This window comes from Streptomyces sp. NPDC001732, from assembly GCF_053596315.1.
Genome location: NZ_JBSFFY010000002.1, coordinates 55,465 through 82,268, shown reverse-complemented (window position 1 = coordinate 82,268; position 26,804 = coordinate 55,465). Strand labels below are relative to the sequence as shown.

30 protein-coding genes and 1 pseudogene are annotated in these 26,804 nt (G+C 70.9%); 14 read left to right on the top strand and 17 right to left on the bottom strand.

All coding sequences use genetic code 11. The annotated features are described in order from the left end of the window. Window positions 1-21: 21 nt before the first annotated feature. A complete protein-coding gene (locus ACWCXX_RS03090) occupies window positions 22-456 on the bottom strand; it encodes a DUF3592 domain-containing protein (protein ID WP_451123721.1) in 435 nt (144 codons plus the stop codon). A 176-nt stretch (window positions 457-632) separates the two neighbouring features. Then, entirely contained in the window at window positions 633-1,724 is a 1,092-nt protein-coding gene (locus tag ACWCXX_RS03085; protein ID WP_451123719.1) for an EamA family transporter, read from the bottom strand. A 116-nt stretch (window positions 1,725-1,840) separates the two neighbouring features. Between ACWCXX_RS03085 and ACWCXX_RS03080 the strand changes: the two genes are divergently transcribed. Then, on the top strand, window positions 1,841-2,803 hold the full coding sequence (locus ACWCXX_RS03080) for a LysR family transcriptional regulator (RefSeq protein ID WP_451124340.1): 963 nt from the start codon (window positions 1,841-1,843) through the stop codon (window positions 2,801-2,803). A gap of 46 nt (window positions 2,804-2,849) precedes the next feature. Here ACWCXX_RS03080 and ACWCXX_RS03075 read toward each other — a convergent pair whose 3' ends face one another. From ACWCXX_RS03075 to ACWCXX_RS03045, 7 genes are all read right to left on the bottom strand, one after another. Continuing rightward, window positions 2,850-3,305: a hypothetical protein gene (locus ACWCXX_RS03075; protein WP_451123717.1), complete on the bottom strand. Its 456-nt coding sequence runs from the start codon at window positions 3,303-3,305 to the stop codon at window positions 2,850-2,852. Between the two features lie 92 nt (window positions 3,306-3,397). Then, on the bottom strand, window positions 3,398-5,233 hold the full coding sequence (locus ACWCXX_RS03070; protein WP_451123715.1) for an alpha/beta hydrolase: 1,836 nt from the start codon (window positions 5,231-5,233) through the stop codon (window positions 3,398-3,400). A gap of 8 nt (window positions 5,234-5,241) precedes the next feature. Next, complete coding sequence (locus tag ACWCXX_RS03065) at window positions 5,242-5,712, bottom strand: hypothetical protein (RefSeq protein ID WP_451123713.1); 471 nt, start codon at window positions 5,710-5,712, stop codon at window positions 5,242-5,244. 262 nt (window positions 5,713-5,974) lie between these two features. Continuing rightward, window positions 5,975-6,118, bottom strand: a complete 144-nt coding sequence (locus tag ACWCXX_RS03060; protein ID WP_451123711.1) for a hypothetical protein — start codon at window positions 6,116-6,118, stop codon at window positions 5,975-5,977. Between the two features lie 94 nt (window positions 6,119-6,212). Continuing rightward, window positions 6,213-6,623, bottom strand: a complete 411-nt coding sequence (locus ACWCXX_RS03055) for a hypothetical protein (RefSeq protein ID WP_451124338.1) — start codon at window positions 6,621-6,623, stop codon at window positions 6,213-6,215. After that, window positions 6,623-6,898, bottom strand: a complete 276-nt coding sequence (locus tag ACWCXX_RS03050) for a DUF7848 domain-containing protein (RefSeq protein WP_451123709.1) — start codon at window positions 6,896-6,898, stop codon at window positions 6,623-6,625. Before ACWCXX_RS03050 ends, ACWCXX_RS03055 begins: the two co-directional genes overlap by 1 nt. Beyond that, window positions 6,895-7,152: a hypothetical protein gene (locus tag ACWCXX_RS03045; protein ID WP_451123708.1), complete on the bottom strand. Its 258-nt coding sequence runs from the start codon at window positions 7,150-7,152 to the stop codon at window positions 6,895-6,897. Before ACWCXX_RS03045 ends, ACWCXX_RS03050 begins: the two co-directional genes overlap by 4 nt. 139 nt (window positions 7,153-7,291) lie before the next feature. Between ACWCXX_RS03045 and ACWCXX_RS03040 the strand changes: the two genes are divergently transcribed. The 4 genes from ACWCXX_RS03040 to ACWCXX_RS03025 all read left to right on the top strand — a co-directional run bounded on the left by ACWCXX_RS03040 (window position 7,292) and on the right by ACWCXX_RS03025 (window position 9,138). Continuing rightward, window positions 7,292-7,588, top strand: a complete 297-nt coding sequence (locus ACWCXX_RS03040) for a helix-turn-helix domain-containing protein (RefSeq protein WP_451123706.1) — start codon at window positions 7,292-7,294, stop codon at window positions 7,586-7,588. A 39-nt stretch (window positions 7,589-7,627) separates the two neighbouring features. Continuing rightward, window positions 7,628-8,122 carry a DUF5753 domain-containing protein gene (locus tag ACWCXX_RS03035; RefSeq protein ID WP_451123704.1) on the top strand — a complete coding sequence of 165 codons (495 nt, stop codon included), beginning with the start codon at window positions 7,628-7,630 and terminating at the stop codon, window positions 8,120-8,122. Then, window positions 8,119-8,328 (top strand): DUF397 domain-containing protein, encoded by a 210-nt coding sequence (locus tag ACWCXX_RS03030; RefSeq protein ID WP_451123702.1) that lies wholly within the window; start codon window positions 8,119-8,121, stop codon window positions 8,326-8,328. Before ACWCXX_RS03035 ends, ACWCXX_RS03030 begins: the two co-directional genes overlap by 4 nt. A gap of 240 nt (window positions 8,329-8,568) precedes the next feature. Continuing rightward, window positions 8,569-9,138, top strand: coding sequence for a GNAT family N-acetyltransferase (locus tag ACWCXX_RS03025; protein WP_451123700.1), 570 nt, complete (start codon window positions 8,569-8,571; stop codon window positions 9,136-9,138). A 292-nt stretch (window positions 9,139-9,430) separates the two neighbouring features. Here the strand turns inward: ACWCXX_RS03025 and ACWCXX_RS03020 are convergent, their stop codons facing one another. The 3 genes from ACWCXX_RS03020 to ACWCXX_RS03010 all read right to left on the bottom strand — a co-directional run bounded on the left by ACWCXX_RS03020 (window position 9,431) and on the right by ACWCXX_RS03010 (window position 11,387). Further along, a complete protein-coding gene (locus tag ACWCXX_RS03020) occupies window positions 9,431-10,015 on the bottom strand; it encodes a hypothetical protein (protein ID WP_451123698.1) in 585 nt (194 codons plus the stop codon). Next, window positions 10,012-10,389 carry a PadR family transcriptional regulator gene (locus ACWCXX_RS03015; protein ID WP_451123696.1) on the bottom strand — a complete coding sequence of 126 codons (378 nt, stop codon included), beginning with the start codon at window positions 10,387-10,389 and terminating at the stop codon, window positions 10,012-10,014. The genes ACWCXX_RS03020 and ACWCXX_RS03015 overlap by 4 nt, the downstream gene beginning before the upstream one ends. Window positions 10,390-10,736: 347 nt before the next feature. Beyond that, window positions 10,737-11,387 (bottom strand): TetR/AcrR family transcriptional regulator, encoded by a 651-nt coding sequence (locus tag ACWCXX_RS03010; protein WP_451123695.1) that lies wholly within the window; start codon window positions 11,385-11,387, stop codon window positions 10,737-10,739. A 125-nt stretch (window positions 11,388-11,512) separates the two neighbouring features. Here ACWCXX_RS03010 and ACWCXX_RS03005 point away from each other — a divergent pair, with 125 nt between their 5' ends. Then, the gene (locus ACWCXX_RS03005; protein WP_451123693.1) at window positions 11,513-12,304 is read left to right on the top strand and encodes an alpha/beta fold hydrolase; all 792 of its coding nucleotides are present in this window, start codon (window positions 11,513-11,515) and stop codon (window positions 12,302-12,304) included. A gap of 42 nt (window positions 12,305-12,346) precedes the next feature. On the opposite strand, the pseudogene ACWCXX_RS03000 reads toward ACWCXX_RS03005, so the two are convergent. Both ACWCXX_RS03000 and ACWCXX_RS02995 read right to left on the bottom strand, forming a co-directional pair. Further along, a pseudogene (locus ACWCXX_RS03000) lies at window positions 12,347-13,258 on the bottom strand (MarR family transcriptional regulator); the annotation flags it as partial. 382 nt (window positions 13,259-13,640) lie between these two features. Continuing rightward, complete coding sequence (locus ACWCXX_RS02995) at window positions 13,641-16,481, bottom strand: FAD-binding and (Fe-S)-binding domain-containing protein (protein WP_451123691.1); 2,841 nt, start codon at window positions 16,479-16,481, stop codon at window positions 13,641-13,643. Window positions 16,482-16,910: 429 nt separating this feature from the next. Here ACWCXX_RS02995 and ACWCXX_RS02990 point away from each other — a divergent pair, with 429 nt between their 5' ends. The 8 genes from ACWCXX_RS02990 to ACWCXX_RS02955 all read left to right on the top strand — a co-directional run bounded on the left by ACWCXX_RS02990 (window position 16,911) and on the right by ACWCXX_RS02955 (window position 24,381). Continuing rightward, the gene (locus ACWCXX_RS02990) at window positions 16,911-18,470 is read left to right on the top strand and encodes a sensor histidine kinase (RefSeq protein ID WP_451123689.1); all 1,560 of its coding nucleotides are present in this window, start codon (window positions 16,911-16,913) and stop codon (window positions 18,468-18,470) included. Then, a complete protein-coding gene (locus tag ACWCXX_RS02985; protein ID WP_451123687.1) occupies window positions 18,467-18,916 on the top strand; it encodes a roadblock/LC7 domain-containing protein in 450 nt (149 codons plus the stop codon). Before ACWCXX_RS02990 ends, ACWCXX_RS02985 begins: the two co-directional genes overlap by 4 nt. Continuing rightward, a complete protein-coding gene (locus ACWCXX_RS02980) occupies window positions 18,913-19,284 on the top strand; it encodes a DUF742 domain-containing protein (RefSeq protein ID WP_451123685.1) in 372 nt (123 codons plus the stop codon). Before ACWCXX_RS02985 ends, ACWCXX_RS02980 begins: the two co-directional genes overlap by 4 nt. Beyond that, window positions 19,265-19,930 (top strand): GTP-binding protein, encoded by a 666-nt coding sequence (locus ACWCXX_RS02975; RefSeq protein ID WP_451123683.1) that lies wholly within the window; start codon window positions 19,265-19,267, stop codon window positions 19,928-19,930. Before ACWCXX_RS02980 ends, ACWCXX_RS02975 begins: the two co-directional genes overlap by 20 nt. Further along, the gene (locus ACWCXX_RS02970) at window positions 19,927-21,177 is read left to right on the top strand and encodes a cytochrome P450 (RefSeq protein ID WP_451123681.1); all 1,251 of its coding nucleotides are present in this window, start codon (window positions 19,927-19,929) and stop codon (window positions 21,175-21,177) included. The genes ACWCXX_RS02975 and ACWCXX_RS02970 overlap by 4 nt, the downstream gene beginning before the upstream one ends. Continuing rightward, on the top strand, window positions 21,174-22,382 hold the full coding sequence (locus ACWCXX_RS02965) for a cytochrome P450 family protein (RefSeq protein WP_451123679.1): 1,209 nt from the start codon (window positions 21,174-21,176) through the stop codon (window positions 22,380-22,382). Before ACWCXX_RS02970 ends, ACWCXX_RS02965 begins: the two co-directional genes overlap by 4 nt. 120 nt (window positions 22,383-22,502) lie before the next feature. Next, window positions 22,503-23,621 (top strand): phosphoserine transaminase, encoded by a 1,119-nt coding sequence (gene serC / locus ACWCXX_RS02960; protein ID WP_451123677.1) that lies wholly within the window; start codon window positions 22,503-22,505, stop codon window positions 23,619-23,621. A gap of 148 nt (window positions 23,622-23,769) precedes the next feature. Further along, window positions 23,770-24,381 (top strand): Uma2 family endonuclease, encoded by a 612-nt coding sequence (locus tag ACWCXX_RS02955; RefSeq protein WP_451123675.1) that lies wholly within the window; start codon window positions 23,770-23,772, stop codon window positions 24,379-24,381. Here the strand turns inward: ACWCXX_RS02955 and ACWCXX_RS02950 are convergent, their stop codons facing one another. From ACWCXX_RS02950 to ACWCXX_RS02940, 3 genes are all read right to left on the bottom strand, one after another. Continuing rightward, window positions 24,382-24,789 (bottom strand): DUF4259 domain-containing protein, encoded by a 408-nt coding sequence (locus ACWCXX_RS02950; RefSeq protein WP_451123673.1) that lies wholly within the window; start codon window positions 24,787-24,789, stop codon window positions 24,382-24,384. 114 nt (window positions 24,790-24,903) lie between these two features. Continuing rightward, entirely contained in the window at window positions 24,904-25,731 is an 828-nt protein-coding gene (locus ACWCXX_RS02945) for an ABC transporter permease (RefSeq protein ID WP_451123671.1), read from the bottom strand. Next, window positions 25,728-26,735, bottom strand: a complete 1,008-nt coding sequence (locus ACWCXX_RS02940; RefSeq protein WP_451123669.1) for an ATP-binding cassette domain-containing protein — start codon at window positions 26,733-26,735, stop codon at window positions 25,728-25,730. Before ACWCXX_RS02940 ends, ACWCXX_RS02945 begins: the two co-directional genes overlap by 4 nt. Window positions 26,736-26,804 lie beyond the last annotated feature (69 nt).

The following is a 26,804-nucleotide window of genomic DNA, read 5'->3' as shown; positions in this document are numbered from 1 at the left end:
GGCCGAGGTTTCGGCGGGTGGTCAGGGGACCACGGCGAGGACGATCGCCGTGATCAGAGCGAAGACGCTGCCCACCCCGGTGACCACGGCCCTGGCATGAAGCACGCCGAAGGACGGGGTCCGGCTGGTCACGTCCTCCGGGTCCGCGGCGCCGTAGTGGACGGTCACGAAGTCGCCCACGGCCGGATCGAGGCGCGACTGACGGTCCTCGAAGACGACGGTGCGCCCGTCACCCGTGCGGAACTCCAGGGTGGGGTACTTGTGCACGACGAAGCCGCCCTCGGCGTCCTGGGCCTCCTCGGCGCGCACGGCGGTGCAGCGGGCCTCGGCGGTGAGCCCCTCGGCCCAGACGGCCCGGAGCCGGGGCCCCTGGAGCTGGCGGTCCAGGCTCCTTCCGAACATCACGGCCGCGCCCACGGCGAGAACGAAATAGACAGCGGCGGCGACGACGGCCATGGGCTCCCCCCGATGTGGTGCCAGCTCGGCTTTGGTCGCCGTGGTGTCCGACGGCCGAATGCCGTATGCCCGTACGCGTACGGCCCGCCATGGTCCCGTGCGTGCGGCCGGTCGGCAAGGGCCGGTGAGCACCGCGGAACCCGCCGCGGTCGGCTCCCCTCCCCCGGGCCCGTACGTCAGGCGTGCTCGCGGGCCTTCACGCGCCGCGTCTGGCTGCGTACCGCGCCCATGCTCGCCCCGATGACGAGGGCGATCGCCAGCGCGTCGGTGGTCGACAGGGCCTGGTCGAGGATCAGGAAGCCGGCCGTGGCCGCGATCGCCGGTTCCAGGCTCATCAGGATCGCGAAGGTGGAGGCGGGCAGGCGGCGCAGCGCCATGAGTTCGAGGGTGTACGGGAGCACCGAGCTGAGCAGTGCCACCAGCGCGCCCAGCCCCAGCGTGGACGGGACCAGCAGCTTCGAGCCCGCCTCCATCACCCCCAGGGGCAGCGAGAGGAGCGCGGCGACGACCAGGGCCAGGGCCAGACCGTCCGCCTGGGGGAAGCGGCGGCCGGTGCGGGCGCTGAAGACTATGTACGTCGCCCACATGGCGCCCGCGCCGAGCGCGCAGGCGGCGCCGACCGGGTCGAGGCGGTCGAAGCCGCCCCCGCTCAGCAGCACGACGCCGCCCAGCGCGAGGCCCGCCCACACCACGTTGACCAGGCGGCGGGAGGCCACCACCGACAGGACGAGCGGGCCCAGCACCTCCAGGGTGACCGCCGCGCCCAGCGGGATGCGGTCGGCGGCCTGGTAGAAGAGCGTGTTCATGCCGCCCATGGCCACCCCGAAGGCGAGGACCGTGCCCCAGTCGGCCCGCGAGTGGCCGCGCACCTTCGGGCGGCAGACGACCAGCATCACGAGTGCGGCCGCGGCCAGGCGGAGGGTGACGACGCCGAGCGCCCCGGCCCGGGGCATCAGCAGGACCGCGACGGCGGCGCCGAACTGGACGGAGAGCCCGCCCGCGACGACCAGCGCGACCGGGCCGAGCGCCGCCGCCCGACCGCGGGCCCGCGCGGGGGTCGCCGTGCTGTCCGGGGCGGGAGCCGCCCCGTCCGGGCCGGACGCCACCACCCTCCCCGGGCCGGACGCCGACGCCCCCTCCAGTGCGGGGGCTGACACCCCACCCGGGCCGGACGCCGACGCCCCGTTCAGGGCGGGGGCCGCCTCGGGTACGGCGACGGCCGCGGCCCGCTCCGTGGCCGCGCCTGCCGCACTGCGTCGTTCGTTCACCTGCGGTGTTCCTCCCGGATCCGGAAGTGCGGTCCCGTGCGCCGTTCGATCCGGACGCGCCGCGCTCCCGTCGTGTATGCCCCTCTTACGGTAGGTGTCTCCGCGTGGCACGTGAAATGCCTGCTGGGCTCCCGTTATGCTCCCCGCGCATGAGCCCGGGACATGGTGACGACGACCGCGGCGGAGGCCGGCCGGGCCGCGACTCCGCCCGGAGCATCGAGATCCGCCATCTGCGCGCCTTCCTCGCCGTCGCCGACGAGGGCAACGTCACCCGGGCCGCCGCCCGGCTCCGCCTCACCCAGCCCGCGGTCTCCCGTACGCTCGCCGCCCTGGAACAGCACCTCGGCATCCGGCTCGTCGACCGGTCCACCCACCACCTCGCCCTCACCCCCGAGGGCATCGCCTTCCGGGACAAGGCCGCCGTCGCGGTCGCCGCGTTCGACGAGGCGCTCGCCCCCGGCGGTCCGGGCCGTTGGCCGCTGCGGCTCGGGCACGCCTGGTCGGCGTTCGGCCCGTACACCACACCGTTGCTCCGCCGCTGGCAGGAGCGGTACCCGCAGACCCCGCTCGAACTGCTGCGGATCGACGACCGCACCGCCGGGCTGACCCGCGGCGAGGTCGACGCCGCGCTGTTGCGGGGGCCCGTGGAGGCTCCCGGGCTCGTCACCGAGGTGCTGTTCGACGAGGGCCGGGTGGCGGCGGTCGCCGCGGACGGCCCGCTCGCCGCCCGCGCCACGCTCCGCCTCGCCGACCTGGCGGACGGCACCGTCGTCCTCAACACCGTGTCCGGCACCACCACCGTGGACCTGTGGCCGCCGCACGCCAGACCCGCCGCGACCCTCACCGTCGCCAACACCGACGACTGGCTGGCCGCCATCGCGGCGGGCCGCGGCGTCGGGGTCTCCGCCGCGTCCACCGCCTCCATGCACCCGCACCCCGGCGTCGCCTACCGCCCCCTCGTCGACGCCCCGCCCGTCCCCGTCCTCCTCGCCCACCGCGACGCCCCCGGCCACCCGGCCCTCCCGGCACTCGCCGCCCTCGCCCACGAAATCGTGCGCCGGGGCACCGCCGACGGCTGAGGATTCAGCGGGGCGAGGTGGTGGGTGGACCTGTCGGACGCCTGCGTCACTTCGGGAGGGGCTCGTCGCTCGACCAGAATGTCGACCGCACGTTCGGCGTCGGCAGCTTCTGCTTCGAGTAGTCCGGGCCGTTCGGCTTACTCGTCGGCGGAGCGACCTCGGACTTCTCCGCGCACGGGGTGGTGATGCCGAGATGGGCCTGCCCCTTGTACCCGATAAGAATTTCGATTTGAAAGCCGTCCTGGGTCCTGAAATGGGCCGACAACCCATTTGGACTCACCGCGACAAGCTTGTACCCCTTGCTCTTCCAGTGGCGTTCCACCAAACCCAGAAAGCTGCCACGCCGTTCGGCCGAGATAATCGTCATTACGGAACGCTCGCGATCCGTGTAGCAATCACCTGGCATGGAGTATGTATGCGTCCACTGAACGGGAGGCTTTATAGCAGCAAACGTATCGTCCAGAATCGCGTCCGCACGGTCAGCGGCTTCTTGCATGTTCATCTTCGGCCTGCTTTTTCTACCCGAGAAATCTACACCCGTCACGCCGCACCCGGTAAGAAGTACCAGTATCGCGACCAGGGCAAACCTTTTCATCATCGCGGCGTCTCCCTTTTGACGTATTCAGGTTGCCCTGCAACAATGGCAGCGATGTTCTTCGCGGATACCCGATCCTTCCCGTCCTCCGGCGTGAAATAATTGCTATGGGCCTCAAGATCGACCTTCGAATTCAGCATGTCCGGGAAAGCGGGTTGAATCAGCTCCGGTCCAGGTAGGGTCTGGAACCTGTTGGCGCCGAAAGCTTTGCTTGCCGGATCCTTTCCGAACCAGATGTCATCGTCACCCCGGTCTGCGACCTCTCCCAAGAGGTACGCACCTGATGGTCCTGCCCCGGCGAGCCCCACGCCCCCTGCTATGGCTTCCTTCTTCGAAGGGAGCTTGGTGACGACATCGTTCTCAGCCGCTCCCACCCAGACGTGCTCCTTGCCCACGCCCAGGTCCTCCGCCTTGTCGACGCCGACGCCAGGGCTGCCGACGAGAATGATGTCATCGGCTCCAGGGATACCTCCCGCTTCCTGCGTGGCGGCACCCACGAGCCGGGATCCATAGGAATGACCAATCGCAGTGACGTGAGGGTCGGCATGCTCATTGGTGGCCGAAATGCCACTGAGGAAACTATTGTAAGCAGGGGCGCCACGCTCGGCGTCGTCCACAGTCATCACGTCAATCGATTGCGGGGCGTCGTAGCCGAGCCAGACAATTGCAGACGAGGAGGGATCAATAAACTGGGCACCCTTGGCAGTATGGAAAGCCCGTTTCACTGTGCCGTCCGCGAAATCGCCATCGAGTGAAGTATTCAAGCCGGGCACATAAGCCGAGACGTTCTTCGAAGTGTCGGGGTTCCCGAAGGCGACGATCGCTCTCCCGTTTCCTTCGAGGCCGACTCCCAGCAGAAACATCGGCGGTTGAACTCCCGAGTTGAGCTTTCTCTGAATACCTTTCAACCCGTCGAGCCTGTCTTGGGCCAATTCATCAGGGCGTCCCTCCAACTGTGCGATGAGGAGTTGGATGTTCTCCCGGTTGGCCTCGTCCCGATCCACTGCCGGAATCCCGTCCAGGTTCCCGATGATCTCCGGAAAGTCCCTCTTGAGCTCGTGGCGCTCCTCGTCGCTGAGACCGTCCCACCACTCCTTGCGGTCGGCCGGTGACTTGTCCAGCGGGATGTAGCCGCTGACGGCCGAGCCGACGGCGTCGGTATCGGATGCAACGTCCGCCCAGGTCTTCAAGTTCACGGTCAGCCCCGGCGCGGCCTTGAGCTTCTCCAGCGCATCGCTGTAGCGTTCGTCGACCTGCGTCGCCTCCCGTACCGCGTGGGCGATTCGGTCAGCGATTTCCTGGGCCTTCGCGTAGTGCGGATTCCCGTGACGAAGATCGATTCTCCCGGCCCCCGCGCCCGGTGTGTACATCCCGTTGCCGTCAGGGGCGTACAGGCCTCTGTTGCCGGGGCCCAGCATTCCGTTGTTCCCCACGGCCGTGCCGCCGGGATTCTCGGCCCCGGTCAGCTCGTTCTTACCGCCGGCGGGATACGTGACGTCGCCGTTCGCGTCGACGGTGTACCCCTGGGTTGCCGCGTCCTCCAGAGCCTCCATCAGGCGGCCTCTGGGGGCGGCGATTTCGGACGAGAAACCGTTGAGTGCCCCACTGATCATGCCGCACTCGACCTGGGTGTAGTGGAAGTTGTCCGAGAGCTTCTTCAGCTGCTTCCGCGCCGCGTCCGCGGCCTCGCCCTCGTTGGCCGCCTGTATGACCTTGGTGATCTGTTTGTCGATGCGCTCCCTGGCCGCGTCGGCCATGTCGCTCACCGCGCCATACCCGTCCGCTGCCTCCGCGTATTCGGACGGCTTGATGGCCTTGAGCGTCGCGTAGTCCATGCCCCGGATCACCGGCCCTTGCCGGAGCCGCTGTCAGCGGTGGCCGAGTTCTCGGAGTGGACCCTCAGCTTGGCGATTTCGGCCTCGATGGAGTCATCGGTCCTCAGCTGGTCGTTACCCGTCTTCTCCAGCACATCGGCGAGCCCGTCACACAGCTCCTTGATGTCCCTCACCCGGCGTTCCCAGGAGTCGTACACACTTTTCTGTGCCACTGCGGTCAGGCACCCGGAATCCTTGCCAAGTCCCGTCTGGCCACCCTCCAGTTTCGTCAGCGCCTTGCCGACGTTGTTCCGCAGGTCACCGACGCCGCTCCCCGCCTTGGACCATGCAGCCTTGTCCGATCGCATCCTGCCGGAACCACCGCCGCCACCTGAACCGGTGCTTCCCCGGTCGGCCGGCAGCAGCTGGTTGAGCTGCATCTGCGCCCCTTGCCGCTCGGCCGCTGCGGCCTTGAGCTGCTCCCACTCCTCCCACGCCATGCGTGGCCTCCCCGTTTCCTGTCGTGCGCCGCCAAGCAAATGTGCACGCGTGACCGCAACGCTGTGACGATCGAGACGCACCGTAACGCCTCTGCATCACATGCCCCATCCGTATTGGCCACCGTGGCATCCGAGTACCTGTACTCAGGCGGAGCCCGGTCCTCGCTTGGGCAGGTGACACCGCGGAAGCATCTGGGACCTTGCACGAAAGAGGCGCCAACCATGCTTCCTGCACAGGAGAGTTGACTTGAATGCGGGAGGTTCAGCCGCAGGTGCCCACGATCACAGTTCCGAGGAGCACGACAGCACCTGCGCCCAGGAGCTCCGTGACGTACACACCGAGGGTGGTGTCGTTCTCGTCGAACGCGAACCGGGCCACGGTCACGGACGCCCCGTGCGGCTTCATACCTCGTGGCTGCACCAGGTGTCCGGGGTCGGCCTCACGATCGCCCTGGACGAGGATCTCGTCCGTTCCCTCGGTCTCGCGCCGGGCGAACTCTTCACAGGTAGAGCTGTCGCTCGCAGGCCCGGCAGAAGGTCTTGCCGGCGCGGCTCTCGGTCTGCCGGTGCTCGCACACCATCGTCCCGGACTCGGCCGCGGGCAGTGCGCGCGACGAAGGTGCGTGCGCGGGCAGGGCGAGCCTCGCGGACCGCGCGGCACGCCCACCGGCCCCGTCCCGCCCGTGCGCCTGGGCCCGCACTATGCGGTCGAGTTCCACCAGGCACGGGCCACACGCGTACACGTCGCCCGTCGCGCCGGGAGTGTTCACGGAACCGACCCACAGCACACGCACGCCCTCGCGTCGGCAGTACAGCCAACAGCCCCCGGTCACCCATGTGTTGCAGTCATCGGTCTGTGCGACCAGCGGCCACGCGTCGCGCCACGGTTGCCCGGCGGCAGGAGCGAACATCACGGCGTGCCTCCGTACGTCCCCGCGAGCCCGGCCGGTTCCGTCGGCGGTCGCAGCACCGCGTAGTCGCCGAAGCTCCGGCGGTAGCGCCGGTGTCCCGTCTCCTGCGCATGCTTGCGCTGCCACTCCTCCACCGGCCCGGGATCGCCGTGCGTACCGGACTCCGCGCCGCACTCGGTTTCGTCGCCGGACACACAACGGATCTCGTACTCCGGCTCCGCCATGACGTCCTGCTCGACGGAGAACGGAACGTAGCGGAACACCCGCCGGGTCACGCCCGCGCTCCCTGCCGCCGTACACCCCTGTCGGCCTGGAGAGCGGCGGTGAGCGCGCGGGCCGTCGCCACGTTGCAGCGCCCCAGGTCGATCAGCACTCCCGGGGCGGACCCTGCGCAGGAGACGGCGTCGAGGGACAGGGACGGCAGTTTCACCCCCGTCGCCCTGAGCGCGTCGCGCAGTTCGTCGCGCGCCCGCTCGGCGTCCCCGATCCCCGCCCCTGTTGTCCGCCGCTTGCTGTCTGTCGTCGCCATGCCTGTCACTCCGTACGCCATCGACCTTCCGTTCTCGCTGCCCTGCGTGACTGCCTGCTCACACCATGGCTGCGGACCACGTACGCTCGATAGATCTGGAGCCATTCCAACGCAAGCGGAATACCAGGGAGTTGAACAGGTGAGCGAAGGGGCTGACCAGGCACGGGAGCCCGCGAACGGTGCCGTGTACTTCGGCGAGGAAACCAAGGCGCTGCGTGAAGCCCTGGAACTGTCGCAAGAACAGTTCGCGGACAAGCTGCACTACCGGCAGGCGCAGGTCAGCAAGGTCGAGAACGGCACCGTGCTCGCGTCGGAAGCCTTCGCGGATGCCATGGACCGCGTGGCCGGCACGCCGGGGGTGTACGTCCGCCTCCGGGCCAAGCTGAGCAAGCAGGGGCACCCTGAATGGTTCGTGCCGTACATCACCCTTGAGTAGTCCGCGAGCGGGATCACGGACTACTCGTGCACGTTCCTCATGGGTCTGTTGCAGACCACGGAGTACGCGACGGCCGTCATCCGTGCCGCCTTCCCGCGCGAGACAGCGGACCAAATCGAACGGCGCGTCGAGCTGCGCATCAGGCGGCAGGCTGTCATAGAGCGTGACGAACCACCGCTCCTGTGGGTCGTGATCCATGAAGCTGTCCTGCGCGCATGTGTCGGCGGCCGGTCCGTCATGATCGGGCAGCTTGAGCACCTGATCGCGCAGATGACATCGCCCCACGTCACGGTTCAAGTGCTGCCCTACAAAGCGGGTGCCGCGCCCAGCCACTTGCCGTTTACGCTGCTTTCGCTGAATGGCGCACCCCACGCGGTCTACGCCGAGACTCCCACCCATGGTGGTCAGGTGGACGACACCTCTAGCGTGGTGACGGCAGCCGTCAGCATGTTCGACCGGCTTCGCATGGCGGCGCTGTCCGAGGAAGAGTCACTGACCCTGATTCGCAAGATCATGGAGGATCACGCCAAATGAGCAGCACTCCCGACCCTCAGCCCGTGCAGTGGGTCAAGAGCACCTACAGCGGCGGTGAGGGCCAGTGCATCGAGTGGGCGCCCGGCCACGCGCGTACGACCGGTGAGTTCCTGATCCGTGACAGCAAGAACCCGAACGGCCCGCACCTGACCCTGACGCGTGAAGGGTTCACCGGCCTCGTGGAGCTCGCCAAGCACCACGGGTGACCCACTGCCCGAGTGCCCCCGAGCGGCCGGCCCTCGCCTCCCGGCGGGGGCCGCCTCGTTGAAGGAAGGCGCACGGGTTCCCCGCCCAGGAGCGTGGGTCAGTAGACAACTCCTGGAATGCCGCGCCTCGTGGTGAAGTGCGGCTGCGGAGCGCTGCTCTTGAAAAGGCGTGGCTGCCGGGCAGGCGTGATGCGAAAATCAGCCCGCCACTCGATCCACATCCGCGTCCCGGAGGTCCGCATGGACGTCGCCTCGCTGCTGCCGTTGACCACGGCCCGGTTGTCGCTGCGCCTGTTCACTCCCGGCGACGCCGACGACCTGTACGCCTACCAGAGCCTGCCGAGCGTGGCGCGCTACTTGTACCGGCCGGCGCACACGCGTGAGCGCAGCGAGCAGGTTGCCGCCGAGCGTGCGGTGCAGACGGCCTGGCGCGCCGACGGGGACAAGCTGGCGCTCGCTGTCTGCCGACGCGATGAGCCCGGCGTCCTTGGCGAGGTGAGCCTCGCCCTGGCCGATGCCCGCGCCGCCCAGGCCGAGATCGGCTGGACTCTCGACCCAGGTCACCAGGGGCACGGCTACGCGACCGAGGCAGCCGCGGCGCTGGCCGGGTTCGCCTTCGACACGCTGGGCGTGCACCGGCTCTACGCACGGCTGGATGTGGAGAACACCGGGTCTGTGCGGGTCTGTGAGCGCCTCGGGATGCGCCGGGAGGCGCACCTGGTCGAGAACGACCTCGACGGGGATCGCTGGGGCAGCGAGTACATCTACGCGGCGCTGTCCGCGGATCTTGGCAGTCGATCAGACGATTGAGCCCGGCGCCGCCTCCTGTTCGTGGTCTTCCACATGGGAGAACCCTGGTATGTCTGGTGGGGATGGCCTGTTCGAGGTGGATCCGGCGGCGGTGGTGAAGCCGGAGCCGCGCCGACGGTGAAGAAGACCTTCCGGGCGTTCGTCCCCGATCAGATGCTGATGCATGCTGCCACCGTCACTGGATGAGTGACTGCCCGAGGGGCATCCGGCCCGATTCGCGGCCGAACTGGTCGACACCGCCAGGGATCCGACCACCAACCCTCGACGGCTTGCTCGTTGCCGACCCATGCTCCTAGGCGACGCCGGGGGCGGTGTTCTTCCTGCTCCGCGCATCGGCGACGGCGTACGGCAGCTCGGGAAGGAACAGCACCGGGGCCACCCACAGCGGCAAGGTGAACAGCACCACGTCGCCGCCCAGCCACCGGGAGAGCAGCACCACGGCCAGGGCGACGACGACGGCGACCGCCAGGTTCCTGCCGAGGCCCAGGCTGCCGCGCCGCAGCTCCCAGAGGACCGTGACCGTCGCGACGACGGCCCAGAAGGCGACATCGTCGACGCCCACGGCCCGTTCGGTGGTCCACCGGACCAGACACATGGCCAGGATCAGCCCGCCGATCACGGCACAGCTCCTGGCCGCCGCGCGCAGCAGCCGGTGGGCGAACGGGGAGCGGGCCCGCGCCCAGGACGCGGCGAACTTCTTGACGTCGTCGCCCACGACGTCCTGGGGCGTGCGGCCTGCGGCTGCCGCGTCCTCCAGGTGGGCGGAGAGCTCGTCGAGCATTTCCCGGACGGATCCGTCGTCGATGCCCCGGTACTCCCAGTTGCTGCGGCAGACCGCGAGTACCTGCTGGTCCGTCATGGTGTGCTGGTTCGTCACGATTCGCTTCCCCCCGTAGGTTCGGTGGTGGTCAGGATCCGCCCCACCTGCCCGCTGAAGGCGTGCCACACGGCCTGGCCGCTCGCCAGTTCGGCACGTCCCGCTTCGGTCAGGCGGTAGTACTTGCGTGGAGCGCCACCGCTGGCCGACGGGGCACGGTACGAGGAGATGACCCCGTCCCGCTCCAGTCTGGCGAGCAGCGGATAGATGCTTCCTTCGCTCACGAGATCGAGCCCGTTGTCGGCGAGTGCCGCCACGAACTCGAAGCCGTAGCGCGGCCGTTCGGCGATCAGCGACAGCAGGCACAGGTCGAGCACGCCGCGCAGCAGCTGGCTGCGACGCTGGTCACCGATGGCAGGCAGCCCCTTTGTCATGCGGTACAAGGTAGTCAGCCATTGCCATGCACCGCAAGATACTTGTGGTGCATGACAATGAGTGACCCCGGCAGCACAGGCACTCGCGGCAGATCCGGCTCCGGCACGATCGGCCGGACAGGCCCTACCAGGTGTTGTGAGGCAGGGTCTTCGCGCCGGATCGGTCATGACCGGATCCGGGGCCGGTGGCGCCGGGGTCGGTGGCGCCGGGGCCGGAGTCGAAGCCGGAGCCGGTGGTGCCGGGCCGGCAGGAGCAGCTGTGCCGGCACGGTTCGGCGTACGTCAGCGGCACACGGCAGGAGTTGCCCCAGCACCCGCGGAGCGTCACGGTTGGCCCGGTCGGCTCTTCAGTCGCTCGCACCGGTGGCGACCGGGGACGGTGACGCCGGCCACGCCGCCATCGCGGCGTCGGCAATGCGCTGCAGTGTTTCCCGGTCCGCCCCGTCACATGCCTGCTGGTTCATCCCCTGGACGACCGCCGCGTAGAAGGCGGCCAGCCCGTCGGCGTCCGTGGCGGCGGGGAGGCGCCCCGCGTCGATGTCGCCGCGGATGCTGGAGGCAATCGCGGCCTTGGCCTTCTCGCGCATGGCGCGCAGCTTGGCCTTGACGTCCTGCGAGCCGGGGCCGCAGTTGGTCGCCGCGCTGATGACGAGGCAGCCGGGCGGATGGCTCGGGTCGGTGTAGTCCGCGGCAAGGTGCCGCAACATCGCGGCGATGGCCGAGCGGCCGTCCGGTCCGTGCGACGGCACAGTGCCGTGGGTGCGCTCGTAGAGCTCGACGGCCTCCTCGAACAGCTGCCGCTTGTCGCCGAAAGCGGCGTACAGGCTCGGCGGCCTGATCCCCATCGCCTCGGTCAACGAGGCGATGGACGTCGTGTCGTACCCGTGCGTCCAGAACTCCCGCAGGGCGGCGGCCAGGGCCTGATCGCGGTCGAACGCGCGGCGGGTCGACCTGGCCCCCTTCTTGGTGGCCTCGGACGGGTTGTTCGCGCTGCTCATGACCACAGCCTACCGCTCGACTATAGCGATCGCTAAAGAAGCTCTGGTACGGTCGCTCCCGCATCCAGCTTTAGCGATCGCTACAGCTGCTGGTGCGGCACACAGCGCTCCGAAAGGAACTCCTGATGACGACGACGCCCCCGGCCGCCTTCGCCCGTACCGTCCGAGGCAGCGGCCCCGGCCTCCTGCTCGCCCACGGTGCGGGCGGCAGCATCGAGGACAACTACGGACCGATCCTGGAAGGGCTCGCCGCGCGGCACACCGTCGTCGGGGTCGACTACCCCGGCTCCGGTGCCACCCCGGCGGCACCGGACCGCCTGGAGGTCGACGACCTGGTGGACCGGCTCGTCGCGGCGGCCGACGCCGAAGGGCTCGACACCTTCGCGGTCAGCGGGTACTCACTCGGCGGCCCGGTCGCGATCCGCCTCGCCTCGCGGTACCCGGAGCGCGTCAGCTCGCTCGTGCTGAGCGCGACGTTCGCGCACGCCGACACCCGCACCGAGCTGGCCGCCTCCATCTGGCAGCAGCTCTTCGAGGCCGGTCAGCACACCGTGCTCGCCGCCTACCTGAATCTGATGGCCCTCGGCGAAACAGCCCTGAACGCCCTCACCCCCGCCCAGGTCCGGGCCGCCGTCGAGCAGCTCGCAACCGCTCTGCCCGTCGGCACCCCCGAGCAGGTGGACCTGGTGCGCAGGATCGACGTCCGCGGCGACCTCGCGCGCATCACGGCGCCGGCCCTCGTCGTCGTCACCACCGCGGACCCGCTCGTCTCCCCGACCCTGCAGCGCGAGCTGGCCGCCGCCATCCCCACCGCCGAGATCGCCGAAGTCCCCACCGGGCACCTGCCGTTCGCCGAGCAGCCTCAGCAATGGCTGAAGGTCATCAGCGACTTCCTCACCCGGACCGACAGACCCTGAAAGGGTCCAGCACCTCCCCCGGCACGAACGCGGCAGCGGGCAGGCCGCCGGGTTCGGGGCGGGGTGACGGCAGGGGGCGCACAGGCCGTCGCGGAAGGCTTCGGGGCGGCCGGGGGTGCCGCATTCGGTGCACTCGACCATCAGCAGACGGCGTACGGGGGTTGCCGGGGCGGGCAGGCGGGGCGGGAGTTTGTCGTGGAGGCGGCGGCGGACGAGGCCGAAGGGGGAAGCGACGGACTCGGGGAGACCGGCCGTCAGGGCGTGCGTGAGGTAGTCGGTGTCCACGCCGCGTGCGAACCACTCGGCCGCAAGTTGTTCCAGTGCCGCGCAGTCCGTCGACGAGAGGGCCAGGCGGGGGTCGGTGCGGCCGAGGCCGGCCAGGGCGAGGTAGGCGGGTGAGGGGTTCTTCTCGGGGTGGCTCGGCACCGGGCCCGGCTGCGGTTCTGCGGTGCGTTGTTGCGGTACCGACGCGGCAGGCGGCTGCGCCGGTACGGGGGCGGGCTCGGGCCGGGTGGCCGGGCCGGGCGCGGGGCGGTGTTCCTCGGTGGCCAGGTAGGTGTTCCACCACTCGTTGTCGTGGGCGGTCCTCGACCAGTAGGTGTGGGTGACCCAGCGGACCCGGCCGTGGTCGTCGACCTTCTCGCACCGGACCTTGCGCAGGTGACCGGCCACGCCCAGGGCCCGCAGCGCGCTGCCGACGGCCATCTGGCCGTACAGCGGCAGAGTCCTGGCCAGGGACTTGATGTCCATCGCCCCGCCCTCGGGCAGCAGGTCGATGAAACCCGCGATGTGCCGCTCACGCTCGGGCAGCAGCGTGAAGTCGTCGGCGTGGGACGGACGTTGTTCCGGAACGGATCGCTTTCCGTAACCCGGCCTGGCGTTCGGGTGGGCGCGCGAGCGGGGGCGCGGGGATGCGGGCGCGTGCGGGGCACGGCTAAGGTTCACAACAGCCACGGGATCGTTTCCTTTGATTGGCGATCTTGGGGTCAGGCCCCGGCCGGTGCGTCCAACACCGCGTCCGGGGTCGTTACGTGGGGCACCGTAAGCAGCCGCGACTCCGCGTCGCAAGTCGGTCATAATTAGTCATACTTGCTGGCCGTTACGGGTTCGGGAGGGCGGGGAGGTTTTACCAACCCAACTCTTTTACCGACCAGTTGAACAACATCGCTCGAATCTCGACACTCGAAACCCGGGGCCCGAAGCCCGAAGCTCAAGTCCCGGGCCCGGGGCCCTCTCCGTACCCACTAAAGAGTGAACGGGACCCTCCCGAAGCTCGAAGATCGGATCTCGAAGCTCGGGGCTCGGGGCTCGGGGCTCGGATCTCGAAGCCCGCTCCTCAGTCGCAGGAAGCGCTCGGTTCCGGCGGCAGTCCGTCCGCCAGCAGTTCCGCCAAGTGCCGTGCCCGTACGCCGCCCAGCTGGTCCAGCTGCGTGCGGCAGGAGAAGCCGTCCGCGAGGAAGGCCGTGCCCGGTTCCGCCGCTCGCACCGATGGCAGCAGGGTCTCCTCCGCGCAGGCCACCGACACGTCCCAGTGGCCGCGTTCGAAGCCGAAGTTCCCGGCCAGGCCGCAGCAGCCGCCGCTCAACCCGCCGGTCAGCCCGGCCCGTTCACGCAGTCGGCGTTCCGCCGCGTCGCCCAGGACCGCGTGCTGGTGGCAGTGCGTCTGGCCGGTGACCGGGCGGTCCAGGCGGGGTGGCTGCCAGTGCGGGGCGTACTCCTCCAGGTACTGGGCCAAGGTCCTCACGGAAGCGGCGAGTCGGGCGGCGCGCGGGTCGTCGGGGAGGAGTTCGGGCAGGTCGGTGCGGAGAGTGGCGGCACAGCTCGGTTCGAGGACGACCAGCGGGTCGCCCAGCGAGGGGCCCATCCGGTCCAGGGTGTGGCGCATGACCTTGCGGGCCCTGTCGAGCCGGCCCGTCGACACGTAGGTGAGGCCGCAGCACAGTCCCCGGCCGGGGAGCATGGTGCTGCGGCCCGCCGCCTCCAGGACCCGGACCGCCGCCCGGCCCACCTCGGGCGAGAGGTGGTTGGTGAAGGTGTCGGGCCAGACGGTGACCACCCGGTCGTTGGAGAGGATCACCGTTCCCCCGCCCCGGTGCCGCCCGAGCCACCGGGTGAACGTCTCGTGCGGCAGCGACGGGATCGTGCGCTCGGGGGTGATCCCGGCCAGCCGTTTGGCCAGGGCCGCCAGGGGGCGGAGACGGGCCAGGGCGTTCAGGGCGGGGGCGAACGGGGCGGCCAGGCGCAGCCACGTCGGCAGCCCGCCCATCGAGTAGTGCGCGGCCGGGCGCAGCCGCCCCCGGTAGTGGTGGTGCAGGAACTCCGCCTTGTACGTGGCCATGTCGACGCCCACCGGGCAGTCGCCGCGGCAGCCCTTGCAGGACAGGCAGAGGTCGAGGGCCTCGCGCACCTCGTGCGACCGCCAGCCGTCCGTGATCACCTCGCCCGCCAGCATCTCGTGCAGCAGCCGGGCCCGGCCCCGGGTGGAGTGGGCCTCCTCGCCGGTCGCCCGGTACGACGGGCACATCACGTCCGCGCCCGTCGGCCGTGTCGTACGGCACTTGGCGACGCCCACGCACCGGCGCACCGCCGCGGAGAAGTCGCCGCCGTCGTGCGGGTAGCCGAACGCGACGTCCACGGGGCGCTTCGGCAGCACCTCGAAGCGGAGGTTCTCGTCGAGGCGGGCGGGGCGGGCGAGGACGCCGGGGTTCATGCCGCCGTCCGGGTCCCAGATGTCCTTGTAACGGGAGAAGAGGGCGACCAGTTCGTCCCCGTACATGCGGGGCAGCAGTTCGGCGCGGGCCTGGCCGTCGCCGTGTTCGCCGCTCAGCGATCCGCCGTGGGCGACGACCAGGTCGGCGAGGTCCTCGGAGAAGCGGCGGAAGCGGGCCACGCCCTCGGGGCTCAGCAGGTCGAAGTCGATGCGGACGTGGATGCAGCCGTCGCCGAAGTGCCCGTACGGGGTGCCGCGCAGTCCGTGCTCGGCGAGCAGGGCGCGGAACTCGCGGAGGTAGGGGCCGAGGCGGGCGGGCGGTACGGCGCAGTCCTCCCAGCCGGGCCATGCCTCGGTGCCGTCCGGCATGCGGGTCGCGGTGCCGGCCGCGTCCTCGCGGATGCGCCACAGGGCGCGCTGTCCGGCCGGGTCGGTGACGACGGTGCCGTCCAGGGCGTCGGCGGCGCGCAGGACGCGTTCGGCGTGCGCGCGGGCCTCGGCCGGGGTGGCGCCGCCCGTCTCGACGAAGAGCCAGGCCCCGCCGCGCGGCAGCCCGGCCGGTTCGCGGACGAGGTCGGCGGCCATGCCCTCGACGGTGAGCGGGTGGTGCGGGAGCAGGCCGGGTGCGGCCTCGGCCGCCGCGGACTCGTCGGCGTAGCCGAGTACGGCCAGGGCTCGGGCCGCCGGCGCCTCGACCAGGCGTACGGTCGCCTCCGTCACCACGCCGAGCGTTCCCTCGCTGCCGCAGAAGGCGCGGGCGAGGTCGGTGCCGCGTTCGGGCAGGAGCGCGTCCAGGGCGTATCCGGAGATGCGGCGCGGGAGGTCGGGAAAGCCGGTGCGCAGAAGGGCCAGGTTCGCTCCGGCGAACCCCGGGAGTTCACGCAGCGCTTCGGGGAGGCCGGTCGTCGCGGCCGGGCCCAGGCGCAGGGTGTCGCCGCCGTAGCGGGCCACGGTCAGGGTGCGCACGTTGTCGGCCGTGGTGCCCCAGGCGACCGAGTGCGCGCCGCAGGAGTTGTTGCCGATCATGCCGCCGAGGGTGCAGCGGCCGTGCGTGGAGGGGTCGGGCCCGAAGGTGAGGCCGTGCGGGGCGGCGGCGGCGCGCAGGTCGTCCAGGATCACGCCGGGCTGGACGACCGCGGTACGGGACGGGGCGTCCAGCGCGACGATCCGGTCCAGGTGGCGGGTGAGATCGAGGACGACGCCGGTGCCGGTGGCCTGGCCCGCGATGGAGGTGCCTCCGCCGCGCGGCACCACGGGGACCCCGTGCGCGCGGCAGACGGCGAGGGCGGCGGACACGTCGTCGGCGTCGCGCGGGGCGACGGTGCCGAGCGGTACGCGGCGGTAGTTGGAGGCGTCCATCGTCGTCAACGCCCGTGCGGTGGCGTCGAATTCGACCTCGCCGCGGACCTCGGCGCGCAGGGCCCGTTCGAGCGCGGGGCGTTCCGTCGGATTCCGGTGTGCGGCCATAAAACCCAGGATGCCGCCGAGCGGGCCGTCCGGCGGCCCGGAACCGCGCGTTTCCCGCGAATACGCCGCGGTGCCGTACGCGCTTCGGACGCGCTTCGGACCCACCTCGTACGCGCTTCGGGGCCGCCTCGGACGCACCCCGGGCGCGCTTCGGACGTGCAGTCACATACGCAACAGAAAACACCACAAGCGCTTCCCAAAGAGAGCACCAATTCTCATATAGTGACCCCGAGTTATCTTGGAATTATCAGCTCCAGTTGTCGCTTTTGCTCCTGCTGTAACGAGCCGTCCGAAACCAAACGGATTCGAGCGGTTCGCCCGATTGAACCCGATCGAAATCGATCGTCCCGCCCGTCCGTCTGTCCGCCCGTCTGTCCGTCCGCACCCGACCGCCCCCGTCCGCACCCGTCCGTCCCCCAAGGACTCCCATTGAGCCCCTCATCCCGGCCGACCGCAGCGGCCCTGCTGATATCGCTGGCCGTCACCGGCGCCCTGTGCGTGTGGGCGGTCGTCGCTGCCCCCGACTCGGTGCGGACCACTCTGGCCTGGGGTGCGGGCGCCGCCGCCGTGCTGCTGTCCGCCGCCGTGGCCACCGCCGTCCACGCCCGCGGCACCGCGAACCGCCTGCGTGCCCGTATCGCCTCGGAGAACCAGCGGTTCACCGGTGAGATCAGCCGTCTCGTGTCCGCCTCCGCGGCCGAGGGCCAGCGGTTCACCGCCGAGACCGCCCGGATCAAGTCCGCCGCCGCGGCCGAGACCGCCCGGATCAGGGCGGCCGCGGAGGCCGAGAGCGCCCGTTCCGCCGCGCAGTCCGCCGCCGACACCGAGCGGTTCACCGCCGAGATCGAACGGCTCACCGCCCGCGCGACCCGCAGCGAGACCGAGCGCTCCGCCGCCCTCGCCGCCTGCGCCAACGCCGCGGGCCGGATGCAGGCCCTGGCCACCAGCATGCTCGCCGACCTGCGCGAGATGGAGCACCGGCACGCCGCCGAGGAGGTCCTGGGCGATCTGCTCCACCTGGACCACCGCACCGCCCAGGCGGGCCGGCTCGCCGACTCCATCGCCGTACTGACCGGTGCCCGCTCCGGGCGGCGCTGGGCGAAGCCGATCGTGATGGAGTCGATCCTGCGCGGCGCGATGGGCCGCATCAGCGGCTACCAGCGCGTGCGGCTCCACTCGACCAGCGACGTCGCCGTCGCCGGTCACGCGGCGGAGGGCGTCATGCACGCGCTCGCCGAACTCCTCGACAACGCCGCCAACTTCTCGCCGCCCACGGCCGAGGTCCACGTGTACGTCGAGGAGGTCCCGGCCGGCATCGTGCTGACCGTCGAGGACAGCGGCCTGGTCATGAGCGAGGTGCAGCTGCGCCGTGCCGAACGCGCGGTGTCCGCCGACGTCCGGGACCTGACGGGCCTGTCCGGCACCCGGCTCGGCCTCGCCGTCGTCGGCCGGCTGGCCCGCAAGCACGGGCTGACCGTGTCGTTCCGCCCGTCCGCGCGTGGTGGCACGGGCGCCCTGATGATGCTTCCGCAGGAGCTCCTCACCCGCGCCCCCGCGCAGCCCCCGGTGCCGGCCTCCCGGCCCGAACCGGAGCCCGCGCACACGCGCGAGCCCGCACCCATGCCCACGCCCGACGCCGCACCGGCCCCGGCTGCCCCCACAGCCACGGCCACCACGCCCGTCCCCACGGACACCCCCGTGAACGCCGACGCGAGCACCCCCGCGAGCACCGGCGCCGACGCCTCCGAGGACACCCCCGCCTCCGAGACCACCCGCAGCCTCCCCCGGTTCGGCGAGAGCGGGCTGCCCAAGCGCCGCCGCGGCCGTACCCTCGCCGCCGCCGAGGCCCGTGCCAACGCCAACGCGGACGGGGCGAGGACCCCCCGCCCCCGTACCTCCGACCCCAAGGAACAGGCCGCCCGCTTCAGCAGCTTCCGCCAGGCTGTTCGGGCCAATTCCCCGCACCCGGAAGAAGGCAACACCCGATGACCGCGACGACCGACGAGAAGCTCAACTGGCTGCTGGAAGGGCTGCTGGAGCGCACCCCCGGCACCCGTCACGCCCTCGTCCTGTCCAGGGACGGCCTCAAACTGTGCCGCACCCCCGAGCTCTCCGTCGACCAGGCCGACCAGCTGGCCGCGATCTCCGCCGGAATCCAGAGCCTGTCGCACGGCGCGTCCGTCGAGTTCGGTGACGGCACCGGCGGCGTACGGTCCGCGATGGCCGAGTTCTACGGCGGCGTGCTGTTCATCGTCGAGGCGGGCGACGGCGCCCACCTCGCGGTCGTCGCCTCCGAGGACTCCGACGTCGGCCTCATCGGCCACAACATGAGCGAACTCGTCGAGCAGCTCGGCGAACACCTCAGCGCCCCGCCGCGCACCCCCTCGCCGCAGGCTGCCGCGTCACCCGCCACCGACGCGACCGCGGCCGTATGACCACCCGCCCCCGCCCCCGGCCCGGCCGGGACGACGACCCGGACCGGCTGTACACCCTCACCGGGGGCCGCAGCCGGTCCGACTCGGACGCGTTCGACCTGGTGACACTGGTGGTCTCCGAGTGCGAGCCGACCCCCGGCATGCAGTCGGAGCACGCCACGATCCTGCGGATGTGCCAACTGCCCACCGCGGTCGTGGAGATCGCGGCGGGCCTCGGCCTGCCCGTCGGCATCGTCCGGATCATGCTGTCCGATCTGCTGGACACCGGCCGCATCAGCGCCCGCCACCCCCGTACCGCCCGTGTCGCGGACCGGCTCCCCGACCCCGACATCCTGGAACAGGTGCTCGTTGGACTCCGCAACCTCTGACCGTGCCGCCCTGCAGGCGACGGCCGACAACGGACTGAAGATCGTCGTCGTCGGCGGCTTCGGGGTCGGCAAGACCACCATGGTCCGCTCCGTCAGCGAGATCCGCCCGCTGAACACGGAAGAGACCATGACCCGGGCGGGCGAGGCCGTCGACCACCTCGACGGCGTGCAGTCGAAGACGTCCACGACCGTCGCCTTCGACTTCGGCCGGATCTCGCTCGACGCCCGCTCGGTGCTGTACCTCTTCGGCGCACCCGGCCAGGAGCGCTTCTGGTTCCTGTGGGACCGGCTGTTCTCCGGCACCCTCGGCGCCGTCGTGCTCGTCGACACCCGTCGGCTCGCCGACTCCTGGTACGCCATCGACCGCCTGGAGCACCACGGCACGCCGTTCATCGTGGCGTGCAACGACTTCGGCGGCCCGCTCCACACCGAACAGCAGATACGCGAGGCGCTCGACCTGCCGGACGACGTACCCCTGGTGGAGTGCGACGCCCGGGACCGCTCCTCCAGCAAGTACGTGCTGATCACCCTGGTCGAGCACCTCCGCACCCTCTCGCAGAAGAGGACCGCCGACCGGTCCGGCACCCCCGACCCCGCCCCGCGTCCGGAGATCACCCCGGCAATGACCCCGGAGCCCACCCCGTGACCCAGCCCCCGGCCTCCGGCTGCCCCGTGTCCCAGGGCCGCGTCCCGCTCTCCGGCCCCCGGTTCCAGACCGAACCGGCCCGGCTGTACCGGGAGATGCGCCGCGACCACGGCGCGGTGGCGCCCGTCGTCCTCGACGGCGACGTCCCCGCCTGGCTGGTGCTCGGCTACCGCGAACTGCACCAGGTCACCGCCGACCCGGTGCTGTTCAGCCGCGACTCCGAGCTGTGGAACCAGTGGGACCGCATCCCGGCCGACTGGCCGCTGCTGCCGATGATCGGCCACAAGCAGCCGTCGATCCTGTACACCGTCGGCCCCCGGCACACCGAACGCGCCGCGATGATCAGCAACGCGCTGGAGTCCGTCGACCCCTTCTCCCTCAAGCGGTACGCGGAGGAGTTCGCCGACGACCTCATCGACCGGTTCTGCTCCACCGGCGGCACCGAGATCATCGCCGAGTACGCGATGCTGCTCCCCGCCCTCGTCCTGGCGAAGATCTACGGCTTCAGCGACACCGTCGGCGCCGCGCTCGTCGGCTCGATCAACGACATGATCGACGGCCGGGAGCGGGCACTGGCCGGGCAGCAGCACCTCGCCTCGTCCATGTTCCAGCTGCTGGCCGACAAGCACACCGCGCCCGGCGACGACGTCGCTTCGCGGATGCTCGCCGACCGCGGCGGCTTCACCGACGAGGAGGTCGCCCAGGACCTCATGGTCATGATGGCCGCGGGCCACCAGCCGACCGCCGACTGGATCGGCAACTCGCTGCGGCTCATGCTCACCGACGACCGGTTCGCCGCCTCCCTGTCGGGCGGCCGGCACAGCGTCGCCGAGGCCATGAACGAGGTCCTGTGGGAGGACACCCCGACCCAGAACGTCGCGGGCCGCTGGGCCTCGCGCGACACCCACCTCGGCGGACGCCACATCCAGGCGGGCGACCTGCTGCTCCTCGGCATCGCCGCCGCCAACGCCGACCCGCAGGTCCGCACCGACGGCTCCGCGCTGACCGGCGGCAACAACGCCTTCCTCTCCTTCGGCCACGGCGAGCACCGCTGCCCGTTCCCGGCCCAGGAGACCGCCGAGGTCATCGCCCGTACCGGCATCGAGGTGCTGCTCGACCGGCTCCCGGACATCGACCTCGCCGTCCCGGCCGAGCGGCTCACCCGGCGGCCGTCCCCGTGGCTGCGGGGCCTGACCGATCTGCCGGTGATCTTCACACCCACCCCCGCCATCGGAGGCCAGAGATGACCCGGATCGCCCTCGACCCCTTCGTCGCCGACCTCGACGGCGAGAGCGCCCGGCTGCGGGCCGCCGGTCCGCTCGCCGAGGTGGAGCTGCCGGGCGGGGTGCACTGCTACGCGGTCACCCACCACGCCGAGGCGCGGCAGCTGCTCACCGACAGCCGGATCGTGAAGGACATCAACGTCTGGGGCGCCTGGCAGCGCGGCGAGATCCCGCTCGACTGGCCGCTGATCGGCCTCGCCAACCCGGGCCGCTCCATGCTCACGGTCGACGGCGCGGACCACCGTCGGCTGCGCACCCTGGTCGCGCACGCCCTGACCGTGAAGCGGGTGGAGCGGCTGCGCGCCGGCATCGAGGCGCTGACGGCGGCGAGCCTGGACCGGCTGGCCGCGCTGCCGAAGGGCGAACCGGTCGATCTGAAGGCGGAGTTCGCCTACCCGCTGCCGATGAACGTCATCAGCGAGCTGATGGGCGTGGACAGCGGCGACCACCCCCGGCTGAAGGAGCTCTTCGAGAAGTTCTTCTCGACGCAGACGCCGCCGGAGGAGGTCCCGCAGATGATGGCGGACCTCGGCACGCTCTTCACGAAGATCGTCGAGGGCAAGCGGGAGAACCCGGGCGACGACCTCACCAGCGCCCTGATCGCGGCCTCCGAGGACGGCGACCACCTCACCGACGAGGAGATCGTCAACACCCTCCAGCTGATCATCGCGGCCGGTCACGAGACCACGATCAGCCTGATCGTGAACGCGGTCGTCGCGCTCCAGACCCACCCCGAGCAGCGCAGGCGGGTGCTGGACGGCGAGGTGCCGTGGGAGAACGTGATCGAGGAGACCCTGCGCTGGAACACGCCCACCTCGCACCTCCTGATCCGGTTCGCCACCGAGGACGTCCAGGTGGGCGACAAGGTGCTGCCCAAGGGCGAGGCGCTGATCGTCTCCTTCGGCGCGCTCGGCCGCGACGAGGCGCAGCACGGGCCGAGCGCCGGTGACTTCGACGTCACCCGCTCCCCCAACCGCCACATCGCGTTCGGTCACGGCCCGCACATCTGTCCGGGCGCGGCGCTGTCCCGGCTGGAGGCGGGGGTGGCCCTGCCCGCGCTGTACGAGCGGTTCCCGGGACTGGAACTCGCCGTGCCCGCCTCCGAGCTGCGGAACAAGCCGATCGTCACCCAGAACGACCTGCACGACCTGCCGGTGCGTCTGGGCTGACCGGCCCCCTCCCGTACCCCGTCCACCGGCCCTCCCGCACGTCGTCCACGGGCCGGAGTGCGCATCTCATCCCACGGACACGGTCCTCGGCCGTGTCCGTGAGGTACTACGCTCCGGTTCGTGGCCGATATCCAGATTCCCGCTGACATCAAGCCCGCCGACGGACGCTTCGGCGCCGGTCCCTCCAAGGTGCGGACGGAGGCGCTCGACGCCCTGGCCGCCACCGGCACATCCCTTCTCGGCACGTCCCACCGCCAGGCCCCGGTCAAGAACCTGGTCGGCGCGGTGCGGCAGGGCGTGCGCGACCTCTTCTCCCTCCCCGAGGGCTACGAGGTGATCCTGGGCAACGGCGGCTCCACCGCCTTCTGGGACATCGCGACGCACGGGCTCATCGAGACGAAGTCCCAGCACCTGAACTTCGGCGAGTTCTCCTCGAAGTTCGCGAAGGCCGCCAAGCTCGCCCCGTGGCTGGCCGAACCGACCGTGATCTCCTCCGAGCCCGGCACCCACCCGGAGCCGCGGGCCGAGGCGGGCGTGGACGTCTACGCCTTCACGCACAACGAGACCTCGACCGGTGTCGCCGCGCCGATCGAGCGCGTCGCGGGCGCCGACGAGGGCTCCCTGGTCCTGGTGGACGCCACCTCCGGCGCGGGCGGCCTGCCGGTCGACATCACCCAGACGGACGTCTACTACTTCGCCCCGCAGAAGTCCTTCGCCTCCGACGGCGGCCTCTGGATCGGCGTCTTCTCCCCGGCGGCCCTGGAGCGCGCCGCGCGCGTCCACGCCTCGGGCCGGCACGTCCCGGAGTTCTTCTCGCTCCCGACGGCGATCGACAACTCCCTCAAGAACCAGACGTACAACACCCCGGCCCTGGCCACGCTCTTCCTCCTGAACGAGCAGCTGACCTGGCTGAACTCCCAGGGCGGCCTGGACTTCTCGGTCCGTCGCACGGCCACCTCGGCGCGGAACCTGTACGGCTGGGCCGAGGAGTCGAAGTACGCGACCCCGTTCGTCACCGACCCGGCCAAGCGCTCGCAGGTCATCGGCACGATCGACTTCGCGGACGAGATCGACGCCGCCGCCGTCGCCAAGGCCCTGCGCGCCAACGGCATCGTCGACACCGAGCCGTACCGCAAGCTGGGCCGCAACCAGCTGCGCGTGGCGATGTTCCCGGCGATCGACCCGGCGGACGTCCAGGCGCTGACGGCCTGCATCGACTACGTGATCGAGAAGCTGTGACGACGTAGTACCCGTACGAGAAGGGCCCCGCGCGTCAGTGCGGGGCCCTTCTCGTTCATCCGGTCGGGTGGCGGAACGACTTTCGGGCGATTCCCCTCGGACCGTCCTACGATGATGGCCTCGACCTCACCCCTTCAGGAGGCCCGCAATGTCTGCAGCAGCAGTCGAGCACCCCTGTGACGGTGAACCGGAATCGCTGCTCGAAACGGCCAACAGCCTCAGTGAACAGCTCACGGGTTACCGCGTCGAGATCATCGGAGGCGTCATCACCGTGGCCCCACCCCCGGACGGACCGCACGCCAACGCACTGACCACGCTCATGATTCCCTTCCTGGCCGCAGGCCTTCACGGCGAGGAGACCAGAGTCCTCCAGGGAATCGGCCTGTGGCTCCCCGGCGGCCCCGAGGACTACGCCATTTCCGACCTGGCGATCGTCGACGCCGATCTCGACGAGCACCTGATCGAGAACAACTGCTACGACCCCGCCGTCTTCCGTCTCGTCCTGGAGGTCACCTCCAGCAACTACAACAACGACCTGCGCAACAAGGTCGCCGCGTACGCCGAGGCCAAGATCCCGGTGTACGTGATCGTCGACCGCAGGCACGGCCGGGTGCACGTCCTGACGGAGCCCATGGGCGGCGGTTACGACAGTCACCAGGTGTACGCCCCCGGGCAGGAGGTCACGCTGCCCGAGTCGATCGGCGCCCCGGTGACCCTCGACGTCGACGAACTCGTCCGGGCCGGCCGCCCCCGCGGCTGATCAGCCGGACGCCGCCACCAGCACCTCCCGGAGGCGGGCTATGCCCGGGGCCCATTCCTCGTCGCCCGCCTCGTCCCACAGTTCGCGCAGCTCCGAGTCCTCGCCCAGCACCGCGTCGAGGGCCTTCACCGCGAGGGGGCGCAGGTCCGTCGCCAGGGTCGGCAGCGGCTTGTCGGGGCCGTACGCGGTGGTCACCGGTTCGCCCCCGGGGCACTGGGAGGCGACCAGCGCCGCCGCCGCGACGGCGACCGCCCCGTCGTCGCTGTCCAGGTAGTCCGAGGGGGCGATCACCGCCTCCAGAGCCTTGCGGATCACCGCTTCCCGCCCGGCCTCCGGCGCGCCGTCGAGCGTCCCGGAGAAGTCCGCGGCGGTGTCGTTGTCGAAGTGGCCGGTGTCCCAGGTGCCCATGGATCCTCCGTAAGTACTGTTCCCGTGCTTCGTGTGCTTCCGTACGAAGCGCATGCTCGCACGGGCCACTGACAACGGCAGCTCGGCGGCTCGACAGCTCGGTGGATCAGCGGATCAGCGGCTCAGTTGCTGGAACCGCCGCACCGCCAGCGGCAGGAACACGGCGGTCAGTACCAGCGGCCACACCAACGCCATCAGCAGGGCGTGTTCCTCCACCCAGGTACCGCCGCCCGCCACCGGGTTGCCGAAGAGTTCACGGGTCGCCGTGACCGTCGACGAGATCGGGTTCCAGGCGGCGACGGTGCCCAGCCAGCCCGGCATCAGGGAGGGCGCGACCAGGGCGCTGGAGATCATCGTGACCGGGAAGGCGACGGCGTACAGGCCACCCGCCGACTCCGCGTCCGGGACCAGGAGTCCCAGCCAGACACCGACCCAGATCAGGCTGAACCGGAGCAGCAGAAGCAGCCCGAACGCACCGACCGCGGCGGTCGGGCCGCCGTCCGCGCGCCAGCCGATCGCGAGGGCCGTCGCCGCGAGGATCGCCAGTTCGGCGCCGGCGACCAGCAGATCGGCGAGGCCGCGTCCGGCGGAGACCGCGGACGGCGCCATCGGCATGGAGCGGAAACGGTCGACGACGCCCTTGCCGACGTCGGTCACCATGGCCATCGCGGTGTTCATGAACCCCATGGCCATGGTCGTGGCGAACATGCCCGGCATCAGGAACTCCCGGTAGTCGCCGCCTCCGGGCACCTTCATGGCGCTGCCGAAGACGTACCCGTACAGCAGCACGGAGAGGATCGGGAATCCCAACTGCCAGATGATGGCGGTCGGTTGGCGCTGGTAGTGGGTGAGGCTGCGCCGGGTGACGTTCCAGCTGTCGGCGAGCGCCCAGCCGAGTCGGCCGCGGGCGGGGCCGGTCGTGTGCGGTGCGAGGACGGTCATGCCGCCACCTCCTCCCCGATCGTCTTCGCGCGGTGTCCGGTCAGGTTCAGGAACACGTCGTCGAGACTCGGTCTGCGCAGCCCGATGTCCTCGATCTCGACGTGCTCGTCCTGGAGGACGCGCGCGACCTCGGTGAGCGCGGCGACCCGGTCGGCGACCCGGGTGTGGACCCGGCGGGCCTCCTCGTCGCGGACGACGGGGCCGGACCCGGCGACGCGCTCCACGGCCCTGACGACCGCGGGCAGGTCGGCCGGCTCGGCCGCGACGACCTCGATCCGGACGCCCCCCACCCGGTTCTTCAGCCCGTCCGGGGTGTCGTCGGCGATGGCCCGGCCCCGGTCGACGACGGTGATGCGCGAGGCGAGCCGGTCGGCCTCCTCCAGGTACTGGGTGGTGAGCAGCACCGTCGTGCCGTCCGCCACCAACGCCCGCACGCTGTCCCAGACTTCGCCCCGCCCCCGCGGGTCGAGGCCCGTCGTCGGCTCGTCCAGGAACAGCACCCGGGGCGCGAGGATCACCGATGCCGCGAGGTCGAGGCGGCGCCGCATGCCGCCGCTGTACTCCTTGACCCCCCGGTCGGCGGCGTCGCGCAGGTCGAACCGTTCCAGCAGTTCCGCGGCCCGCCGCCGGGCCCGCGCGCCGCCCAGGCGGAAGAGCCGCCCGAACATCTCCAGGTTCTGCCGCCCGGTCAGGACCTCGTCGACGGCGGCGTACTGCCCGGTGAGCCCGATGCTCGCGCGTACGCGCCGGGGTTCGCGCGCCACGTCCAGCCCGGCGACCTCGGCCCGCCCCTCGTCGAACCGCAGCAGCGTCGACAGGGCGCGCACGGCGGTGGTCTTGCCGGCCCCGTTGGGCCCGAGCAGCCCGTGGACGGTGCCGGACCGGACGGCCAGGTCGAATCCGTCGAGAGCCCTCTTCTCCTCGGCGCCCCGCTCGCCGCGGCGCCTGCCCCCGTACCGCTTCACGACCCCCTCGGCACGTACAGCCCATCCGCTCGCACTCATGCCGGAACCCCCTTCAGTCAAGAATTGAGTACACCGTACCCGAATTAGGGTGCACCGTACCCACTTCTT

Coding starts and splice junctions, on each gene's coding strand:
- ACWCXX_RS03090 (WP_451123721.1), bottom strand. CDS start 456: ATGGCCGTCGTCGCCGCCGCTGTCTATTTCGTTCTCGCCGTGGGCGCG.
- ACWCXX_RS03080 (WP_451124340.1), top strand. CDS start 1,841: ATGCCTGCTGGGCTCCCGTTATGCTCCCCGCGCATGAGCCCGGGACAT.
- ACWCXX_RS03075 (WP_451123717.1), bottom strand. CDS start 3,305: ATGAACATGCAAGAAGCCGCTGACCGTGCGGACGCGATTCTGGACGAT.
- ACWCXX_RS03070 (WP_451123715.1), bottom strand. CDS start 5,233: ATGGACTACGCGACGCTCAAGGCCATCAAGCCGTCCGAATACGCGGAG.
- ACWCXX_RS03065 (WP_451123713.1), bottom strand. CDS start 5,712: ATGGCGTGGGAGGAGTGGGAGCAGCTCAAGGCCGCAGCGGCCGAGCGG.
- ACWCXX_RS03060 (WP_451123711.1), bottom strand. CDS start 6,118: ATGAAGCCGCACGGGGCGTCCGTGACCGTGGCCCGGTTCGCGTTCGAC.
- ACWCXX_RS03055 (WP_451124338.1), bottom strand. CDS start 6,623: ATGTTCGCTCCTGCCGCCGGGCAACCGTGGCGCGACGCGTGGCCGCTG.
- ACWCXX_RS03045 (WP_451123708.1), bottom strand. CDS start 7,152: ATGGCGACGACAGACAGCAAGCGGCGGACAACAGGGGCGGGGATCGGG.
- ACWCXX_RS03035 (WP_451123704.1), top strand. CDS start 7,628: ATGGGTCTGTTGCAGACCACGGAGTACGCGACGGCCGTCATCCGTGCC.
- ACWCXX_RS03030 (WP_451123702.1), top strand. CDS start 8,119: ATGAGCAGCACTCCCGACCCTCAGCCCGTGCAGTGGGTCAAGAGCACC.
- ACWCXX_RS03025 (WP_451123700.1), top strand. CDS start 8,569: ATGGACGTCGCCTCGCTGCTGCCGTTGACCACGGCCCGGTTGTCGCTG.
- ACWCXX_RS03015 (WP_451123696.1), bottom strand. CDS start 10,389: ATGACAAAGGGGCTGCCTGCCATCGGTGACCAGCGTCGCAGCCAGCTG.
- ACWCXX_RS03010 (WP_451123695.1), bottom strand. CDS start 11,387: ATGAGCAGCGCGAACAACCCGTCCGAGGCCACCAAGAAGGGGGCCAGG.
- ACWCXX_RS03005 (WP_451123693.1), top strand. CDS start 11,513: ATGACGACGACGCCCCCGGCCGCCTTCGCCCGTACCGTCCGAGGCAGC.
- ACWCXX_RS02995 (WP_451123691.1), bottom strand. CDS start 16,481: ATGGCCGCACACCGGAATCCGACGGAACGCCCCGCGCTCGAACGGGCC.
- ACWCXX_RS02985 (WP_451123687.1), top strand. CDS start 18,467: ATGACCGCGACGACCGACGAGAAGCTCAACTGGCTGCTGGAAGGGCTG.
- ACWCXX_RS02980 (WP_451123685.1), top strand. CDS start 18,913: ATGACCACCCGCCCCCGCCCCCGGCCCGGCCGGGACGACGACCCGGAC.
- ACWCXX_RS02965 (WP_451123679.1), top strand. CDS start 21,174: ATGACCCGGATCGCCCTCGACCCCTTCGTCGCCGACCTCGACGGCGAG.
- ACWCXX_RS02955 (WP_451123675.1), top strand. CDS start 23,770: ATGTCTGCAGCAGCAGTCGAGCACCCCTGTGACGGTGAACCGGAATCG.
- ACWCXX_RS02950 (WP_451123673.1), bottom strand. CDS start 24,789: ATGGGCACCTGGGACACCGGCCACTTCGACAACGACACCGCCGCGGAC.
- ACWCXX_RS02945 (WP_451123671.1), bottom strand. CDS start 25,731: ATGACCGTCCTCGCACCGCACACGACCGGCCCCGCCCGCGGCCGACTC.
- ACWCXX_RS02940 (WP_451123669.1), bottom strand. CDS start 26,735: ATGAGTGCGAGCGGATGGGCTGTACGTGCCGAGGGGGTCGTGAAGCGG.